This window comes from Companilactobacillus farciminis KCTC 3681 = DSM 20184, assembly GCF_002706745.1.
GTDB classification, from domain to species: Bacteria; Bacillota; Bacilli; order Lactobacillales; family Lactobacillaceae; genus Companilactobacillus; species Companilactobacillus farciminis.
In genome coordinates, this window is record NZ_CP017702.1 from 1,557,152 (window position 1) to 1,574,195 (window position 17,044).

The following is a 17,044-nucleotide window of genomic DNA, read 5'->3' on the forward strand; positions in this document are numbered from 1 at the left end:
ATTCTTAACTCTACCAATTTGATTTTATTCAGGTATTTCGTGGGTTTCACTGAGTTTCTTGAACCACAAAGCACTCTTTTTGACATATCTCTTTTGTGTTGGAAAATCCACAAAGAATAATCCATAACGTTTACTATAACCATTTGTCCATGAGAATTGATCTTGCAATGACCAAATAAAGTACACTTTGACATTTGCACCTTCATTAATGGCTTCTGCAATTGCAGAAATATATTTCTTAAGATAGTCAATTCTCTTTGGATCATCAATAATCGTATCAGAGGTTGCACCTTCTGGTAGACTTTCTTTCAAACCAATACCATTTTCAGTTACATAGATAGCTGGAACCAATGGATATTCGTTGTGGATACGCATTAAAATATCGTGCATCCCTTTAGGATAGATTGACCAATCCCAGTCAGTTGTCTCAATTCCATCAGGTTTCTTTTCTTCACCAATACCATGCAATCTAGAAACTGACGTACCTTTAGCACCAGTACCGTTGTGAACCATCTCGGATTCACCTTTATATGCACGCATCCATTTACTGAAGTAATTATTTACTCCAACAAAATCGATTTGGTGTGCAGCTTTATCCAATTGTGCCATCTCTTCATCAGTCGGCTTGAACATAGGTTGATTATTAGCATCCAATATTTCTTTGACTAAACTAAGAGTTTCAGGATTATATTTACCAGCTAAAGTTCCATCCAAATATAATCTGTCTTCAAAAGCATCCATCAAGTCAGCAGCATGTTTGTCTTCTGGACTATCACTGTATGGATAAACAGTTTGTAGAGCATGAACGATACCAATTTGTCCACCAAGATTCATTTCTTTATAAGCGTTGATAATTCTAGCAGAAGCTACCATTTGGTTGTGTTCAGCTTGAAATGCTAGATCAAAGCGTCCCTTAGTCCCTGGAGGGAAAGTTCCACTGACAGTTTGTTGAATAGCCATAGAAGTAGGTTCATTGATGGTAATCCAATACTTTACTTCTGGGAATTCTTTGAAACAGAATTTGGCATAATCCACGAAAGCATCGAGCATCTCTTGACTCAACCAATCACCTTTATAGTGCAAAGTAAGTGGTGTATCAAAATGATGTAATGTTACAAAAGGAATAATATGGTGTTTAGCACAAGATTCAAATAATTTGTGATAATATTCAACACCGCGTGGTTCTATTCTACCTGTGCCTTCTGGAAAGATTCTTGACCAAGCAATCGAAACACGAATAGTTTGCACACCATACTTTTCAGATAATGCTAAATCTTCATCATATCGATGATAAAAATCAGCAGCAGGATCTGGACTAAAGCGACCTTGCTTTTCAAGATAATCATCCCAAAGAACTTTACCTTTGCCATCTTCTTTAGTCGCACCCTCAACTTGATAAGCAGCACTAGCTCCGCCCATCAAAAAATCTTTTGGTAATTTAAGCATTAATTATATCCTCCTATAAATTATCTTTAACAAATTTCAATGATTTTTCAGGATTTCTTGTCAACTCAATATATTCTTTACCTGATGTAGTTGCTAATTTAACACCATACTTGTCGGTAATTTTTTGAACATTACCTTTCATACTTTCCATTTGTGGTGCCAAAATAACTAGATCCATATCTTGAATCATATTCATATCTTGACCATAAGCACGTGCAGCAGCTGATAATGGCAAATCACGTTCCTTAGCCATCTTATTCAAAGCATTAGCTAAAATACCACTAGTACCACCACCGGCACAAATGACCATAACGGCAGTATCCTTATCTAAAGTACTATCGTCTGTATCAGAAGACTCATCTGTTGCCATTACAGTTGCATCATTAGAGTCATCTGTTGTTTCGTCAGTAGCATCAGCAACAGCAATTCCTTCTTCTTCTGCCTTCTTATTTTCAGCAGTAAGTAAATCTCTATCATATGATCTCATGAATGGGAGCCAAATGAATGCGTCTACAACTAAACTTAGAAGTACGAAGACAAAGGCTAATGGTGCAAAACCAGTACTTACTAAAATACCAATTGGAGCTGGAATTACCCATGGCATGGTGTACATCATACCGTTCATTCCTAAGACGTCAATAAAGAACTTGAACATGCAGATGTTGACCATTGGTGTGACGACGAATGGAACGAAGAAAATAGGGTTCATGATAATTGGAGCACCAAACAAAATAGGTTCGTTAACTGAGAAACTAACTGGAATAAATGAAGCTTTACCCAAAGCTTTTAATTGTTTCGATTTAGCTAGGAATAGGAACAAGAATACTAAAATAAAGGTTGATCCAGTACCACCCATGTTCATAACGTAATCTTGAGCATTTTGAGCTAAAACGTGTGTTGCTTGATGACCGGCTTGGATCAAGTTCAAGTTAGCCGCTGTATTTGTAACTTCAATAGCAGAAACGGCAGGAGCAACGATTGATGGTCCTTGAACACCAACAAACCAGAAGAATCCCATCGCACCAGCAATAATGGCTAAGCCAAGATAAGAATCACTGGCACTGAAAATAGGTGCTAACATTGCAATAATTAATTGAGCTAAGTTTTTACCAGTTAAATTTACTAGAAGCAATGAGAAAGCCCAGAAAACCGTAACTGATAAGAACATTGGAATAACGTCTTTAAATGTCTGTGAAATATTCTGTGGTACTTGTGGAGGCATTTTGATAGTAACGTTATTTTTAATACAAATGTAGTAAATATTAGGAACAATCAAACCAACAAGATATGATGCTACTAAACCTTGTGTTCCTAAATAAGTAAGATCTGCTCCACCTTTATTTTGAACGATAGAACTGATGATAAAGGCGATTTCAGCTGCCATGATAATTGACACTGAGTTCATTTGATTTGTCTTTGGCAAATCTAGATTCTTAGTATCTGTTAAATTTTTAGCAGTTGTTGCAGTAACGAATAAAGCTAGAAGACCCATTGAGTAGTTATAGGCAATCATAATGTTATTTTCAACATTAGTTGGCCAGTGATATCCCCAAGCATTTGGAACATATGCAACTAGGATGAACAAACTTGAGAACAAAATAATTGGCATTGCGGCGATGAAACCATCACGGATTGCTGAAACGTATGCATTAGAAGCAATTTTTTCAAATCCGGGTTTCATTTTTTCAATTCTATTAGTAATGACATCCATTTTTTAAATCCCCCTTATTTAATTTTGCATATCTAATTTCTCTTCAATCTTATTGATTCTTTCATACTCATCAATGAAAAATTTACATTGATCCATCAACATCATTGTTGTCATTAAAGTATCCTGACCATGAACCATAATGAATGTGACATCCATATCCATGCCACCAGCTTCATCGGCTAACAATTTAGTTTGTTCATTATGAGCATCGACAATTGATTGATTAGCTTCTTCAACCAATTTTTTAGCTTCAGCGATTTTACCTTCACGAGCATTATCCAAAGCCTTTATAAGTGCTGTTTTTGCATCCCCTGCATAAGCAACGATTGCAAAACCTGTCATTGATATATCTTCTTTTGTAACAGCCATAATTTCTTCCTCGCTAACTTTTAACTTCTTCTTGAATTAAACGCTGAATATGAATAATAAAATAAATTAACTCATTTGATCCTAAACTTTTATCAAGTCTGATTTGAAGCTCATCATACATCTCACTAGCAATTTCAAAAGAATCCGGATATGACTTCTTCATTTCGATTTCTAAGCTAGGACTAATTTCCTTTTTATCTTCCGGTTTATCTAAACGACCAGCTAAATATTGGAGATGAATCATGAATCGATCGTAATAATTGCTATTGCTACCAATACGTTTGATTCCATACTTGTCTAAAATACTGTTTACGATTTCATTAATATCTTGACTTTCATCTTTCTTCAAACCATTCTCTTCTGGTCCATTACCCTTGGCATTAATAAAGTGAAGAGCAATACTTTTAACTTCTGATTTAGGAAATTCAACACCTAAATTGTTGTTAATTACTTCCAAAGCATGTTCAGCAATTCTGTATTCTAAAGGATATTCATTGTGCATATCTGGTATTAATGCTTCTTGATAGGTACCATCCACTATGCGATTATAAGATCCTAAAATATGATCACTTAAAGTAATATAGGCATAATCTAGTACATGATACTTATATTTTTTAACACCATAGTCAATAATTTCATAAGTAGTAGTTACGATATCGATTGGAATATCTTTAATCAAGAAATATAAATTTTGTTGTGATTCTTTTGTATCCAAATAGAAAATCTTATTCACTTTTCTAGAGTCAATTTCCGACCCCTTATGCTTGTTAAAAGCAATGCCGGTTCCATTCACAATTGCTTGACGATGGTCTCCTATGTCAACCAGAGCACTGTTGTTATTAAAAACTTGTACAATTTGTACCAATTTAATTGCCTCCTTTCTTCAACCCATAAAAAAAGACCACTAGTATACAGTTATGCAGTAATACTACAAGTCTGTGATACTAAGTGATCTCGCCTAATTTAATAGTAACAACTCACTCAACAAATAAAAAAGACCACCCACACTTTGACCGAGTTAAAAAACTTCCAATCAAAGTGCTAAGTGATCTCGCCTAATTTAATAGTAACAACTCACTGAGCCATGTTCATTTCTTTCAACACAAATTAGTATAAAACATTCACAATGATTTGTAAACGGTTTCAAAAGATTATTTTTTAGGTCATTATTTATCTTAATTTAAAACATACTTCTCAAACGCCGTTGCTATGCCACTTTCGTTATTATTCGTAGTCACAAAATCTGCTAATTTTTTTATTGAATCGTCCGCATTTTCCATCACTACAGCCACACCAGCTTGCTCTAACATTGGTATATCGTTCTCCCCATCGCCGATTGCTAGTGTATCGTCTATACCAATTCCTAAATACTTGGCTAAATGCAATAATCCATTGCCTTTATTAACGTGCTGGGGCATAATCTCCAAGAATCCAACATCCGTTCTTACCACGTAATGATTGTCGCCAAACAAACGATTAACCTCAGGTGTAATTGCATCCAATTTTGGACCATCTTCATTTAAAATGGCTTTTACTATTTCAAAATCATTAGGCAGCTCTCCTGGACGCTTGATAATTATCCCTTTATTATTTTCAAAAGCTTGTAAAACGGTATATTTGTCAATAAAATCTCGATTGCTCGTATAAGTATTTCCCTGAACATCCACCGCATTGTAGTGCAAATTATTTTCGACTACGTATTTATCAATCTTTCGATAAGCAGCATTAGATAGCGTTTGTTGATAAATTATCTTACCAGAAACACTTTGGACTACGCCTCCACCATCGAGAATCACGAACTGATCATCACCATTAATTCCTAACTCATCTAAATATTCAATCATCCCATTGAAAGTCCGGCCTGAGCTGAGTACCACTTTGACTCCTTTTCCCAAGGCTTTTTGAATGGCCAGCTTATTTTTTAAAGAAATATTTTTCTTGTCGTCTAACAAAGTATCATCAATATCCATCGCAACTAACTTGATATTTGACATATTCCATACCCTCCTCGCACTTCACTATTGATAATAGCCTATAAATTAAGCGCTTTCAATTCAGGCCAAAAAAAACGACCACTTATTCAGTAGCCGTCTCATCACGTAAATATTTTTTATCCAACATCTTAATAAATGGCAAATAAATCATAACACCAATAATAATCTCCACAATTTGTAACGCCGCTCCTCGCCAACTACCTGTCGTCAACCAGCCTGAAATGATTGGTGGCGTAGTCCATGGCAGCATAACACCGTTAGTGTATGGTACTAAATGGATTGAAAACGCCAACCCTGACAACAAAACATTCACCACCGGTGTTATTACGAATGGTATGGCAATGATTGGATTTAAGACAATTGGCAGTCCATAAATAAGCGGTTCGCCAATCCCAAAAATACTAGGAATAATAGTTAGTTTCCCCAACTCCTTGATCCGTTTAGATTTGCAAATAAATACCATTACGATAATTAACGATAAAACGCTGCCGCCTCCGCCGTAAGTCGCAAAATCTTCAATGAATTGTTCAGTATAAATGTGTGGCAAGGAATGCCCTGTTTGAAAAGCTTTCAGATTATCCTGACTCAAGACAAAAAATATTGGTGACCAAACACTATTTACTACTGACGGTCCATTAATACCGAAACACCACAAAATTGAAGCTATCAAAATATATAAGAAAACTGAACCTAAAGAATTGCCAACGTGTTTCAATGGTGCTTGCAAAAGCGTGTAAATAAAATTATAGGCTGTTCCCATCGTTGTTAAGCTAAAAATAATTCTTATCAAAAAGAAAATTAAAATTACAAAACCACTTGGCAACAAGACGTCAAAAGATTCACGAACCATATCCGGAACGCCTTTAGGCATCTTAATCGTCCAATTTCGTTTTTTGGCAAATCTAAATAATTCAACACTGACTAAAGCTGTAAACATCCCCAAAAAAATTCCATTGGGGCCAAGATACAAAGTTTTGACGGCTCCAATCTCTTGCTTGCCAACTGTTAAGGTCATTGGCGTTAAGATGAAAAAGGAAACTAATGCCACTGCTGTAGCGTGAACTGGTACTAAACCTCGATTCTTACCATAGGCATAAGAAATCCCGAAACAAGACAATAAACCAGTGAAATTAAAGACTGAACCCGAAATAGCGCTAAACCATTCGATCCATCTGTGTCCAAATACTCCAGTCCAGAATTTTGTCCAACCTGGAATTGGAAAATTGCCTATCAGTAAAAACATCGAAATAATAATAATTAAAGGCGTAATGATCAAAAAGCCATCACGTAACGATTTCAAAACGACGTTCTCAGCCAATTTATTGGCTAATGGCGTCAATTTATTTTCAAATTTTTCTTGCACAAAAATACTCCCCCATATAAATCCCTGTTAAAAGTATACGTTAGGTTATTTTTATCTGACAAGATATAATTTTGTTATTTTACAATCTACATATAACAATATCGGTAAAATTTTTCCAAAAAGTCTGCAAATTTTATTTATAACGGTTTAAACACTTTTTTAAAAGAATGTAAATTTATCTATAGCACTATTTGTAATCGCATCCAATATATATATTATTAGTAATTTCATAACGATAAAAACCGATATTTCACACTTTCACACATCTTTCAACTAAAATACGAACTATTTACTATTTATTTACATTATCATTCATGTTATTCTTACGTATATAAAATTTAAGGAAGTGTTAGATTATCACCTATCAAATAGTTATTGAGGGAACTATTATTTCTTCAGTTTCGTTTGACAAGGCGGATTTTACACCAGAAGTACTTATATGTGTAGATCAGTCAGGAATTATCGACCGAGTTATATCCGCTACTGATAGCGATTATCAGTCTGTCAAACAAACTGCGCAACAAAATGGTTCCTATCATCAAGTTGCAAAAGACAGTTACGTTCTACCAGGATTCACTGATTTACATATTCATGCGCCGCAATGGCCCCAAGCTGGTTTGGCTCTAGACAAACCACTGAATGAATGGCTAAATTCTTACACCTTTCCATTGGAAGCTAAATTCAAGGATAAAGAATATGCCGAAAAAATCTATTACAGTCTAATTAAAGAACTCTTGGCTAATGGGACGACAACCGGACTATTCTTCGGTTCGATCCACAATGAAGCCAATCTGATTCTTGCTAAAATCTGTGCCCAACTCGGTCAAAGGGCTTTCATCGGTAAAGTTGCGATGGATAACCCCGAGCAAACACCAGATTATTATCGTGATCAAAACTCACAAGTTGCCTTACAACAAACTGAAGAATTTATCCAAGCGATGTTCGACTTGCAAAATCAGACCAAAGCGGAAATAACTCCCGTTATAACGCCTAGGTTTGTCCCCAGCTGTACTGAAGAGACTTTGCAGGGTCTAGGACAACTGGCAAAAAAATATGACCTGCCGATTCAATCGCACTGTAGCGAAAGTATTTGGGAAGATCACTACGCTATAGAGCATTACAATTTAAGAGATACACAAGTTTTGGACAAATTTGGCTTATTGACCGATAAATCAATTATGGCTCATGGTACTCAATTAAGTGACCAAGATTTAGATACTTTCAATAGTCGGCAAACAGCTATCGCTCACTGTCCAATTTCTAATGTCTACTTTGGCAATTCTGTGATGCGCGTTCAAGATGCTCATCAAAAGAACGTCAAAGTTGGTTTAGGTACAGATATCTCTGGAGGTTTCTCTCCTAGTCTTTATCGCAATATGCAACAAAGTATCATGTCGTCACAAATTTTAACTGACCAAGGACATGACAACGCACGTATTTCGGCCGCAAATGCCTTTTATCTCGCCACTGTTGGTGGAGCACAAGCTTTGCATATCAAATCCGGACAAATCAAATCAGGTTTTAAAGCCGATTTGCAAATTGTTCAAGATCAATATTTTGATATTTCATCCAATGAACCACAAGAAATATTTGAAAGACTGATTTACCACACGAATAAAGAAAACATCAAGCAAGTCTATGTATCTGGAAAATTAGTACATGACAACTTAGGAGAAGAATAATGGATAACAACAAAAGCAATTTATTAGTCGGTCCTGATGACAAAATCGGTATGGGAGAAGCCGGTTTCTTAGGATTGCAACACGTATTAGCAATGGATATCTACGTTCCACCAATCGTTTTAGCCGGTATGATGGCAATGGGTCTGGGTGACCAAATGGGATTGTTGCAATCAACTTTCTTAGCTGCCGGAATTGGAACAATCTTACAAACCTTCGTTTTCATGAAGATGCCAGTTTCTCAAGGTCCTTCATTTGTTCCATTAGGAGCTGCTGCCGGTGTTGTTTTAGCATCAGGTGGCCTCAAGGGTAACGGAATGGGTACTCTAATTGGTGCCACATTAATCGGTTCAATTATATTGATTATCTTAGGTGCTACGGGAATCTTCCAAAAGATTATCAATCGTCTAGTACCCGCTTTAGTTGGTGGAACAATCATCACTTGTGTTGGTTTATCATTGATCCCAACCGCTTTAAATAGCAACATCTTCAACGCTCCAGGTAAAATTGACAACAACATAATCTTAGCTTCCGTTACTGCTTTAACTCTTTTAGTTTCTGTCGGTATCAGTTTGAAGTTCAAAAAAGTTCGTCGTTTCTTTAGAACTAGTTCGATTATTTTAGCATTGGGTGTCGGTACAATTGTTTCAACTATGATGGGTATGTTCAATTGGAAAGAAGTTAACGAAGCCGCTTGGTTTGGCCTTCCTGAAAGAACTATCTTCCACTGGGGTATCAATTTTAGTCCATCAGCAATCATCACTTTCATCATCATCTATGCCGTTATAACGACTGAAACAACTGGTACTTGGTTCGCTATGGGTGCCGTTACCAATCACGAAATCACTGACAAACAATGGAATCACGGAATCATCGGTGAAGGTCTTAGCTGTATGGTAGCTTCACTACTTGGAACTACTCCTGTTACTGGATATTCGACAAATGCCGGTGTTATCTCTATCACTGGTGTTGCAAGTAAACGTGTCTTCCTATTCGCTGGAATCTGGTTCTCAATACTCGGATTCTTCAGTAAACTATCAGCTTTTCTTGCCGCCATCCCTGCACCAGTAATCGGTGGAGTCTTCGCCATCATCACTGTTACGATCATGTTGAACGGTTTAAACGTTATTCGTGGATTGGAAACTACAGACCGTGATCTTTACATTATCGGTATTCCAATCGTCTTAACATTGGCTTTGGTCTTATTGCCAGCTAGTGTTACTAAAAATGCACCACAAATTTTACAATACTTATTAGGTTCGCCAATTGCCGTAGCGGCTATCTCTGCAATCATTTTGAATTTGGTCATGCCTAAAAGCAATCCTGAAGTAACAACAGCCTAACAAAAAAAGAAGGATTCCGTTAAAGGATTCCTTCTTTTTATTTTGCTGTAATTTGCATTCGGCCATTATCTTTTGAATGATACAGGTTGGCATCGACCCGTTTGTAAAAGTCATTTGGATCATCATCTTTTTTAGATACCTCAGATACTCCTATCGAAACGGTAAAATCAATGTGTTGTCCATTGAAGTCGATTCCCAAATGATTCAAGGCATTGAAGATTTGAGGAACGACCTTTTGAGTTTCTTCCAAATCATAACTAGGGAACAAGACGTTAAACTCTTCTCCACCAGTCCGATACAGTTGAATTCTTGAATCATTTTCATCAATTACGGTTTGTACGACATCAACTACATGCTGTAAAACTTTGTCACCTGCCAAATGTCCATAAGTATCATTGATATGCTTAAAGTGGTCAATATCAAACATCATCATCGACAAGTGCAATTTGTTGTTGTGACTATTTTGGAATAAATCACTCACTTCAGTCATATAAGCCGCATAATTCTTAGCCTGAGTCAAAGCATCGTGATGAGCGGAACGGGCTAGATTATTTTCTAAACGTTGATTCTTATTCAACATTCTAATGTAACTGTATAGTAACGCCTGAAATACTAAGAAATAACTAATTTCTTGGATAAAAATATACCATGATAACGAAAACTTAATTTTAACTAGGAACCACAATATCATTCCGAAGAACGTCCCAGTCGTAAAGTAGACTAAAAAGACATAATTGTGTTTTTGAGACCATTTGTAGACGTAATTCATGCTCCAATAAAAGAGAATAATTGCTAGTGAATACGTCCAAGACTCCCAATACGAAAGTGATGAATTGATCCACATAAATAATACAACGATCGGCAAAAAAGCCTTAAAAGGAATATGAATAGCCAAAAAATAAGCACAAAAAATTACCGCAATCAATTGGAAATTCATAAATAGCCAAGAAATATCTTGCCCGGCAATCCCTAACTGTAGGCTATAGACAAAAACTAAAATATAAATGACACCGAACCACGATTCAATCGTATGTTCTCGGACTTCTGGATATTTTAAACGTATTTTCGATTTCAACCAATCGACTAAAACTACGTATAATGTAAAAACGCCCAAAATGAAAAAGATACTCGTTACTACCGGCGCCACTCGCCAAACAGACCAAGTCATTAATCATCCCTCCCATCTCAGGTATTAACTCACTAGCTTTATTCTACTACAAATTTATAACTATCTTGTTATAAAAAGACTTATTTTTATTATATTTCTTGTATCAAAAAAAGAGAACATCCATAATAAGATGATCTCTTTAAATTGTCGTAATTTGCATACGGCCGTGCTTCTTTGAGTAATAAAGATTATTATCAACTCTTTTATAAAAGTCATTTGGTGTAGCATCTTTGTTTGAAATTTGAGAAACTCCCATCGAAACAGAAATCTCAATCTCTTTATCATCAAACGTGACTTTCAAATGATTCAAAGCGGTAAAAATCTCTTCAACAATCGTTTGCGTTCCTTCAAGGTCATAATTGGGAAATAGAATATTGAATTCTTCCCCACCAGTTCGATAAAGTTTTACTGACGAGTCGTTAGCATTTAAAACTGTTTGCACGACATCGACCGTGTGCTGCAAAACTCGATCACCCGCTAAATGTCCATAAGTGTCATTTACACGTTTGAAATGATCGATATCGAACATAACCATTGAAAAGCTTAAATTGTTGTCTTTACTATTTTTAAATAAATACTTAACTTCTGTTTCATAAGCCGAATAGTTCAGAGCTTTCGTCAAGGCATCATGACTAGCAACTTCAGCTAATCGAGCCTTCAAACGATCATCTCTGAAAAGCATTCTGACATATGAATATAGTAGTAATTCAAAAATCACTAAGTATGATAATTCTTGAACGTAGGTCGTCCAGGAGAAATCAAACTTTAATTTCATGAAATACCACAGCAATGCTCCAAAGAATGTCCCTGTACCTAAATAAAAGAACAAAGGTGATTTGAGCTTTTGCGACCACAGGTAACCTTTATTCATTGTTACGTAAAATACTATTAACGTAATTGCGTGACACCATGATTCCCAATATCCAACTGAAGAATTATAGATCATAAACAGTAAAACAATCGGAAAAAGATAATAATATGGAATCCGAATGTTCAAAAAATACGCACAAAACACGATTGCTATCAGCTGAAAATTCATAAACTCCCAAGAATACGACTGCCCTAAGATAGAATATTGCATACCGAAAGAAAAAATCAGCATGTAAAGTATCCCAATTACCGACTCAACCGTATGGTCCTTGATATTAATGTCTTTTGAATGAAGCTTTACTTTAATCCAATCAACTAATACTTCAAAGAGTGTGAAGACACCCAAAATGAAAAAAATACTAGTAATAAATGGTGAAACTCGCCATACAAGCCAAGTCAACTATACTTGTACCTCCCATTGTAGTAAGCCATCGATTAAATCCATAAAGACTGTTATTCATAATAATACTACAAAAAGCAGTACTTGCGATAAATATTTTTATATTGCAACAATCTTAATCATCAACACTTAGAAATAGTCAATTAATTGAGGTTTTTCTTGTACAAAAAGACTCGATAAATCTGAAATCTTTTCAACATCGCCTTTGATCAATCCATAGTTAACTAACGAATCAAGACTACGATAGCCAAACATTGCCTTAGTCAAATTCTGAATAGTAAGTTCTAAGTCGGGTTTTAATTCATCAGCCACTTTCAAATCAACAATTCCATCATTAATAGCTAATGACCAAGTATGATTATTCCAAGCTAATGAATCCTCAACTTTAAAATTGATTCGTGCTAAGTTCATCTTCTGAATCGGATAACGTTTTAAGAAATCTTCCAAGTTAACAATTCGTGCCATCATATAAGGTATTACTTCTAATTTAGCCGAATTAGGATCTTCCAATAAATCAGCCTTGAAATCGGCATCTGGAGATTCATAAATAAAGTTTTTAAAAATAGATTGGTGCTTAGTAACAAATTTCAACAGCAACTGCAAACTCAAGGGATTGCTATTGACCCACTCGTGAATCACAAAATTGACGCCTTCATTGTAGTAAACCAAATAGCCAATCAATTTATTAGCTTGATATGCCAAAGCCAATTGATATTCAGGGTGTTTGTCGACCATATGATTCCACCACCAATCAGCTCGAGACATGCCACCAAGGTGGTTCTTCTCTAGATATAGCCGTTTTACTGAATCAGGCAGTTCAGTTATTTTAACTCGTTTAACTATTCCTTCTTGAGTATTCTTTACTCGTGGTAATTCAAAGTTTTTGATAGTTATTCTGGTATGATCAAAAACTTGTTCAAAACCAAATTGACGATAGTATCCATATGAAAACGGTGCTAGATATGATAGCGTTACACCATCGTTATACATATCTTCTAAAGCTTGATTCATCAATGAACTAGCTCCACCACGACCACCAAATTCCGGGGCACTCATAACGTCGCCGATTCCATTCATCTTAAAATCAACGTCATGAAAATTAACATTAAAAGGAATACTAAACAACCCACTACCTAGCTTGTCTTCATTCATGATTCCATAAACGATGGCATGATCAAAACGCTCTTTTAAGACTGACCTTCTTTGTGGGGAATCGGGTCGATTGAATGAATATAAGTACAATTCATAAAATTGATTAAATTTATCTTTGCCGAGCAAATATTTATTCATATTTTTCTCCCTATAAAAAAATACTATTCAATTGAGAATAGTATTTCTTTGTTTTTATTCTGCTAATTTAAAACTACTCCAAGGCTTAATATAACTCAACAAGAAAGCCTCATTTGAATTCAAGTGTCCAACAATGTTGCGACGTCCGTCATTCTTAATATCACGAAGTGCAATTTGCGTCTCACCTTTGTATTGTCCGTAGTTCTCATTAACTATAATGATATCGCCGCGTTTAATGTCTTGAGTATCATGGGCAGGGAAATTCCCATCTTTATAAACTACTCGAGTCATCGTACTACGTAACAAATAGTCAGATGCATCACCACGATAAACGTGAGTAGATTTCAAAATAACTTCTTTTTCTAGATCAGTAATGTCAGAAGATAAATCAACTTTCAATACTGGAACTGGTGCATAGAAAGCATCAGCGGCTTCTTTTAATTCTTCATCTGAAGCATACGTGTTACCAATGATGACATCATCAACCACTCCGCTCAACAATAAATGTTTAACTTGCGTAGAAATTGGTAAATCACGATCATCTTCAAGCGTTGGCAAACCATCTTGAACTGGCCATGGACCAAAGGTAGCATTGTGCGAGCTGACAAAAGCAGCTGAGTGAATGTTACGTTCTTTAAAGAAGTTTGACCACTTAATGAAGAAGTCTTCGCCTAAACCAGTATATCTTTGAGGATAGAAGTTGTGACATCCTAGTAGATTATCCTTATTAGGATGGTAGGAAAGAATATTATCCAAGTAGTGTGTACCAGAACTCATATTGATTTCAATTTTTAACCCATAAGGATTACGCGTCATCTTAGCTTCTTCCATTCCAGAGAAACCTTCATCCAAACGGATACCAAAGGCTCCTAGCTCGTGGAAAAATGATAGATCATCGTAACTGATATCTAATGCTTTAAATAGTCTAGGATTCATATCCACGATCGTTACAAAACCGAGTTTATTTCCATAAGCAATGGTTTCTTTAAAGCGATTGATAGTCTTGTCCTTGTCATCACCTAATTCGAGCAATGAAGCAAAGATTCGTGAGTAACCTAATTTACTAGCAGTATCAAGATACTTCTTATCTTCTGCCAAAGTTGAATGTTCAGGATATAGTGATAATCCTAGTCTTCTCAAAACATGACCTCCAAAAAATTATTATTTAGCAGCTTCTTGTGTTTGACCTAATTCTTCAGCCAACTTGTCTTTATCCATTGACTTGAAGAAGTACCAGTACATCAAAGTATCAAGAACAATATTGATAAGTTGCATTACAGCACCTGACAAGTGACCAGTTGCAATGAATCCAGATAGAATTGGTGGAGTTGTCCAAGGAATGTAAACACCCATTGGTCTTGCAACTAAGTTTGTAGCCATACCAATATATGTTGTTGTTACGTTGATAAGTGGTGTTAGGATAAATGGAACTAACATCTTATAGTTCATAACAATTGGTAGACCGAATAGAATAGGCTCATTGATATTGAACAAGGCAGGCCCAGCAACCAACTTACCTAAGGTCTTTAATTCTTTACTCTTTGCAGCAAAGGCTAACAAGAATGCCAAACCGATTGTGGCACCTGAACCACCCATGTGAACAAAGTTATCGAAGAATGATGTTGTAACGATATTTGGTAGAGCTTTACCAGCAGTAAAGGCTGCGTGGTTTTGGTTCAAAGCTGTCAACCAGATAGGCATCATAACACCAGAAACAACGTTAGCACCGTGAATACCGAAAATCCATAGGAAGGAAATCAAGAATTCAGCTACTAAAGCACCTGGCAATGTGTTACTCAAGTGACCTAGTGGATCAGCCAAGAAGAATGAAATGATGTTTGGAATACTTTGCATTGGTGTAGCTTCAACACCGATACGTACTAACCAAACTAGAAGCAATACGATCATACCTGGGAACAAAGCAGCAAATGAGTTACTTACTGCTGGTGGAACTGTATCAGGCATCTTGATTGTCCAGTTCTTGTGAACCATCCAAACATAAAAGTCGGTAATAAACAAACCAACAATAATAGCTGTAAATAGACCAGCTGAATCAAATTGTGTCAAAGGAATCCACAATGCTCCAGCCTTGTCTGTCTTCAATGGAATTGTTAGGACGAAAGCACCTAATGAAACGATTGAAGCAGAGATAGGATCGACCTTATAACTCTTAGCCAAGTTATAAGAAATACCAATAACAGCAATCAGACCCATGATGTGGAATGATGCGTTTGTTGGATATTGTAATACTGTTGCCCAGTTCTTACCAAAGATACCAGCCATAAAGTCTAGATAGGCTTGAATTGGGAATTGCGCGATAATCATGAAGATTGAACCAATGATGATCATTGGAACGGCTAATGTCATACCATCACGCAATGCAATCAAATGACGAGAAGAAGCAAGCTTACCTGCAAGAGGAATAATTTTCTCTTGGACGAAGCTGCCGGATTTCTTTTCAGCCATATGCAAAACCCCCTCAAATATAATTTGTTACTAAGCAGAAACACTGTTATCCGCTTACAAGAACCATTGTAAACCTTTACATTAAAATATGTGTGTTTTTATAAGTAAAATAATAAGTTAACGTAGAAAAAACGTGTTACTTTTCTGTGACATGTTCCGTAAAACGATTATCAATGTGGTCTACCATCTTGTGATAAGAACAATTAGCAATCTGTTCTAACGTATAAACTATTGGCACTTGAGTAGTGACATTGATGTGCCCCTTGCGGTTCTGAGGCGTATCGTAAGAGATCGAAAAGTCGGTGATCTGATTCAATACCGAATACGAATTGGCTGTTAAAGCAATCGTCTCGGCACCGTTTTTTTTGTAGTAACGAGCTTGCTCCAAAACCTGATCGGTCTCACCGGAAATCGACACTAAAACTAATAATGTCTTTGAGAAATCACGGTCGGAAAATGGTTCCGGTTGAAAAGGATCAAGAATAGGCAATGAATAAACTCCGTAGCTTGATAAAATACTAGCTCCGTATTGGGCAATTCTGCCACTGTTACCTACTCCAAAAAACAATACTAAATCGGCTGCATTGATCATATCGGCTGCTTGATTGATCTTATCGTCAAATGGCTCCTCATCAGCTACTAGTTGGAAAAAGTTCTTGATAGGCTCCATACTGGGGTCTTGTTGAGACTTAGCTGGTTGTTTCAGACTCTGCTTTAAAGCAAACTTGAATTCTGAGAAACCACTATAATCCATTTTCTTCAAGAAACGTAAAATTGTCGTCGTTGAAACATGTGCCGCATCTGCCATTTCTCGAATCGTCATATTTTGAACTTCTTTAGTGTGGCCAATGATGTACTTATAAACGATTAGTTCCAAGCGATTGAGCTCATGTACTTTTTGATATGGAAACATAAATCTCCCTCCTCTTTTGATTGGTCTATATC

Annotated in this window: 14 protein-coding genes; 2 read left to right on the forward strand and 12 right to left on the reverse strand. The window is 36.2% G+C overall.

The annotated features are described in order from the left end of the window. Positions 1 to 24: 24 nt before the first annotated feature. The 6 genes from lacG to LF20184_RS07600 form a co-directional block, all read right to left on the reverse strand. On the reverse strand, positions 25 to 1,446 hold the full coding sequence (gene lacG, locus LF20184_RS07575; RefSeq protein ID WP_010020022.1) for a 6-phospho-beta-galactosidase: 1,422 nt from the start codon (positions 1,444 to 1,446) through the stop codon (positions 25 to 27). A gap of 13 nt (positions 1,447 to 1,459) precedes the next feature. After that, a complete protein-coding gene (locus tag LF20184_RS07580) occupies positions 1,460 to 3,157 on the reverse strand; it encodes a PTS lactose transporter subunit IIBC (protein WP_010020023.1) in 1,698 nt (565 codons plus the stop codon). A gap of 18 nt (positions 3,158 to 3,175) precedes the next feature. Further along, positions 3,176 to 3,526, reverse strand: coding sequence for a PTS lactose/cellobiose transporter subunit IIA (locus tag LF20184_RS07585; protein WP_010020024.1), 351 nt, complete (start codon positions 3,524 to 3,526; stop codon positions 3,176 to 3,178). 13 nt (positions 3,527 to 3,539) lie between these two features. Then, positions 3,540 to 4,391, reverse strand: coding sequence for a PRD domain-containing protein (locus tag LF20184_RS07590; RefSeq protein ID WP_010020025.1), 852 nt, complete (start codon positions 4,389 to 4,391; stop codon positions 3,540 to 3,542). A gap of 310 nt (positions 4,392 to 4,701) precedes the next feature. Continuing rightward, complete coding sequence (locus LF20184_RS07595; RefSeq protein WP_010020026.1) at positions 4,702 to 5,520, reverse strand: Cof-type HAD-IIB family hydrolase; 819 nt, start codon at positions 5,518 to 5,520, stop codon at positions 4,702 to 4,704. Between the two features lie 82 nt (positions 5,521 to 5,602). Beyond that, the gene (locus tag LF20184_RS07600) at positions 5,603 to 6,883 is read right to left on the reverse strand and encodes a PTS sugar transporter subunit IIC (RefSeq protein WP_010020027.1); all 1,281 of its coding nucleotides are present in this window, start codon (positions 6,881 to 6,883) and stop codon (positions 5,603 to 5,605) included. Positions 6,884 to 7,251: 368 nt separating this feature from the next. Here LF20184_RS07600 and guaD point away from each other — a divergent pair, with 368 nt between their 5' ends. Together guaD and LF20184_RS07610 are read left to right on the forward strand one after the other, a co-directional pair. Next, positions 7,252 to 8,565, forward strand: coding sequence for a guanine deaminase (guaD, locus tag LF20184_RS07605; protein WP_412766379.1), 1,314 nt, complete (start codon positions 7,252 to 7,254; stop codon positions 8,563 to 8,565). Beyond that, positions 8,565 to 9,905: a uracil-xanthine permease family protein gene (locus LF20184_RS07610; RefSeq protein WP_010020030.1), complete on the forward strand. Its 1,341-nt coding sequence runs from the start codon at positions 8,565 to 8,567 to the stop codon at positions 9,903 to 9,905. Before guaD ends, LF20184_RS07610 begins: the two co-directional genes overlap by 1 nt. 37 nt (positions 9,906 to 9,942) lie before the next feature. Here LF20184_RS07610 and LF20184_RS07615 read toward each other — a convergent pair whose 3' ends face one another. From LF20184_RS07615 to LF20184_RS07640, 6 genes are all read right to left on the reverse strand, one after another. Beyond that, positions 9,943 to 11,073, reverse strand: coding sequence for a GGDEF domain-containing protein (locus LF20184_RS07615; RefSeq protein ID WP_010020031.1), 1,131 nt, complete (start codon positions 11,071 to 11,073; stop codon positions 9,943 to 9,945). Positions 11,074 to 11,212: 139 nt separating this feature from the next. Next, on the reverse strand, positions 11,213 to 12,343 hold the full coding sequence (locus LF20184_RS07620; RefSeq protein WP_029606534.1) for a GGDEF domain-containing protein: 1,131 nt from the start codon (positions 12,341 to 12,343) through the stop codon (positions 11,213 to 11,215). Between the two features lie 129 nt (positions 12,344 to 12,472). Beyond that, positions 12,473 to 13,633, reverse strand: a complete 1,161-nt coding sequence (locus tag LF20184_RS07625; protein ID WP_010020033.1) for a GNAT family N-acetyltransferase — start codon at positions 13,631 to 13,633, stop codon at positions 12,473 to 12,475. 54 nt (positions 13,634 to 13,687) lie between these two features. Beyond that, positions 13,688 to 14,773, reverse strand: a complete 1,086-nt coding sequence (locus LF20184_RS07630; protein ID WP_010020034.1) for a DUF871 domain-containing protein — start codon at positions 14,771 to 14,773, stop codon at positions 13,688 to 13,690. 21 nt (positions 14,774 to 14,794) lie between these two features. Continuing rightward, positions 14,795 to 16,099 (reverse strand): PTS cellobiose transporter subunit IIC, encoded by a 1,305-nt coding sequence (gene celB / locus LF20184_RS07635; RefSeq protein ID WP_010020035.1) that lies wholly within the window; start codon positions 16,097 to 16,099, stop codon positions 14,795 to 14,797. Between the two features lie 136 nt (positions 16,100 to 16,235). Then, the gene (locus tag LF20184_RS07640; RefSeq protein WP_010020036.1) at positions 16,236 to 17,012 is read right to left on the reverse strand and encodes a MurR/RpiR family transcriptional regulator; all 777 of its coding nucleotides are present in this window, start codon (positions 17,010 to 17,012) and stop codon (positions 16,236 to 16,238) included. Between the last annotated feature and the right edge of the window lie 32 nt (positions 17,013 to 17,044).

Bases quoted from the DNA above. Each gene is read 5' to 3' on its own strand.
- LF20184_RS07615 (WP_010020031.1), bottom strand. From the start codon at position 11,073: ATGACTTGGTCTGTTTGGCGAGTGGCGCCGGTAGTAACGAGTATCTTT.
- LF20184_RS07580 (WP_010020023.1), bottom strand. From the start codon at position 3,157: ATGGATGTCATTACTAATAGAATTGAAAAAATGAAACCCGGATTTGAA.
- LF20184_RS07595 (WP_010020026.1), bottom strand. From the start codon at position 5,520: ATGTCAAATATCAAGTTAGTTGCGATGGATATTGATGATACTTTGTTA.
- LF20184_RS07585 (WP_010020024.1), bottom strand. From the start codon at position 3,526: ATGGCTGTTACAAAAGAAGATATATCAATGACAGGTTTTGCAATCGTT.
- LF20184_RS07610 (WP_010020030.1), top strand. From the start codon at position 8,565: ATGGATAACAACAAAAGCAATTTATTAGTCGGTCCTGATGACAAAATC.
- lacG (WP_010020022.1), bottom strand. From the start codon at position 1,446: ATGCTTAAATTACCAAAAGATTTTTTGATGGGCGGAGCTAGTGCTGCT.
- LF20184_RS07625 (WP_010020033.1), bottom strand. From the start codon at position 13,633: ATGAATAAATATTTGCTCGGCAAAGATAAATTTAATCAATTTTATGAA.
- LF20184_RS07640 (WP_010020036.1), bottom strand. From the start codon at position 17,012: ATGTTTCCATATCAAAAAGTACATGAGCTCAATCGCTTGGAACTAATC.
- celB (WP_010020035.1), bottom strand. From the start codon at position 16,099: ATGGCTGAAAAGAAATCCGGCAGCTTCGTCCAAGAGAAAATTATTCCT.